The organism is Nonomuraea sp. 10N515B (genome assembly GCF_052245915.1).
Classification (GTDB): Bacteria; Actinomycetota; Actinomycetes; order Streptosporangiales; family Streptosporangiaceae; genus Nonomuraea.
In genome coordinates this window covers 1-917 of sequence record NZ_JBQQBQ010000216.1, presented here as the reverse complement: position 1 = coordinate 917, position 917 = coordinate 1, and the positions used below count along the sequence as shown (strand labels likewise).

Annotated in this window: 1 protein-coding gene; it reads right to left on the bottom strand. The window is 64.3% G+C overall.

All coding sequences use genetic code 11. The features are described 5' to 3' along the window. Nucleotides 1–16: 16 nt before the first annotated feature. A complete protein-coding gene (locus ACTWQA_RS59115) occupies nt 17–790 on the bottom strand; it encodes a transposase family protein (RefSeq protein WP_443167520.1) in 774 nt (257 codons plus the stop codon). Between the last annotated feature and the right edge of the window lie 127 nt (nt 791–917).

The window sequence follows — 917 nt, the reverse complement described above, 5'->3', positions numbered from 1 at the left end:
TGAACCGATTTCATCCTCACGCGACCTGGGTGACGCGGTGGTTTTGAAGGACGGCGATGGCCTTGCACAGGTGGCCGGCCTTGGAAGGACAGCAGCGTAGCTTGCGGAGGATCTTCCAGCTCTTCAACTGGGCGTTCGCGCGTTCTCCGGGCCCGCGAAGTTTTGCGTGTGAGCGGTTGGCCTGTTTCTGGGACTCGGGCTTGTTCTTGCCCTTGTACGGGGTGACGACTGGGCCCTCGGCTCCCTGATACGCCTTGTCAGCAAGGGTGACGATCCCGGCCTGCTCCAAGGCGCGCAGGATGCCCCAGATGCGGGCGGCGCTCAGATCGTGTGTCTTGCCGGGCAGCGCTCCGGAGGTCCACAGGATCGTCCCGTCCGGTGAGGCGATGACCTGCACGTTCATCCCATGCACGCGATGCTTGCCGGAGAAGTAGGGCCGGTCGGCCTTGATCCGGTCGGTGCGGATCAGCGTGCCGTCCAGCACCAGGTAATGCAGCCCGTCCCGCTTGGCCTTCCGTAACGCCTGCCCGAGCTTAGGCGAGCGCGCCGATAGCAGCTTGACCGTCTCCTCCACATACCGCCACGCGGTGGCCGTCGAGACGCCGAAGCCGGCCCCGAGTTCGGTGTAGGTCTCTGCTTTGCGCAGGTAGACCAGGACCAGCAGGGCCTGCTGACCGGGGTTCAGCCGCCGCCAGACCGACCTCATCGACTTACGGTGGCGCCGGATCACCCCGGCGACGTAGTTCAGGGTCTGATGCGACAAATCGACGGCGGCACGATAAAACAGCACCGGAAGCTCCTGGTTGCGACGGTGTGGGTTGTGGTGATCAACCCGTCTACCAGGAGCTTCTTCATGTCACCGGCTGAACACCGGCATCGCGATCATGCTGTGACCAGGGCACCCGTCGGGGAGGTTG